Source organism: Phytoactinopolyspora halophila (assembly GCF_003287285.1).
Classification (GTDB): Bacteria; Actinomycetota; Actinomycetes; order Jiangellales; family Jiangellaceae; genus Phytoactinopolyspora_A; species Phytoactinopolyspora_A halophila.
In genome coordinates, this window is sequence record NZ_QMIG01000070.1 from 1 (window position 1) to 963 (window position 963).

Consider the following 963-nt stretch of genomic DNA (forward strand, 5'->3'; position numbering starts at 1 on the left):
ACGCGAGGGGCGATGCGAGACTATCTAACGTTGAGTGGTGATCAAGCTTGAAACTCGAGTCGGCCATGGGCATGCTCGGCGAGACGCACTCGGATGCGCACAAGGGGGTTTGAATGAGCCCAGAATCCAAGCCGCTGAGTATCGGTCTGCTTGGTCCGTTGTCGGTGCGTCTGAACCAGACGCCGGTGATGACCAGCGCACCCAAGCAACGTCAGGTTGTGGCCCTTCTTGCGCTGTACGCGGGCCGGGTCGTCACCGGGGCAACGCTGGTGGAGGAACTGTGGGGAGATTCACCGCCGCGCAGCTATGCCACGACGTTGCAGACGTACATTTTTCAGTTGCGGAACGCGCTGGCTGCTGCCGATCCGGACAACCCGCATGCGCGGCAACTGCTCAGCACCCGCCACTTCGGGTATCTGCTTGAGGAAGAGGCATGCCAGGTGGATGTCGAGGTATTCACCCGTCACGTGCGCGCCGGTCGGGCGGCAGCCGAGGCAGGTAATCACCACCTCGCCTCCGAGGAATTCAGCCGTGCCCTGCAACTGTGGCGCGGTCCGGCACTGGTGGACGTACGGATGGGCCGCGTACTTGAAATCGAGGCGGCATCGCTGGAGGAATCCCGGCTCGGCGCGCTCGAGCGGCGCGTCGAAGCCGATCTGGCCCTGGGCCGGCACGCCGATCTGCTGGGCGAGCTGACCCTTCTGACGGCCTGGAACCCGATGAACGAGAACCTGTGCGCATTCCTCATGACAGCCCTATACCGAACCGGGCACATCGCACGCGCACTGCAAGCATTCCACCGGCTGCGATCCGTGCTAAACCACGAGCTGGGCGTCGAACCCGGCCCACGACTGCAACGCCTGCACGCGGCCATCCTGTCGGGAGACGCCACCGTACTCGAAGCCGGATCAATCCCCCACGCCCGCCACGAAGTCGCCCTCAGCCAACCAGCACACGACGGCG

1 protein-coding gene is annotated in these 963 nt (G+C 64.4%); it reads left to right on the forward strand.

The genetic code is table 11. The annotated features are described in order from the left end of the window. Positions 1 to 113 precede the first annotated feature (113 nt). Positions 114 to 963 (forward strand): AfsR/SARP family transcriptional regulator (locus DPM12_RS22670; protein WP_112260607.1); only part of this gene is annotated, 850 nt, incomplete at its 3' end.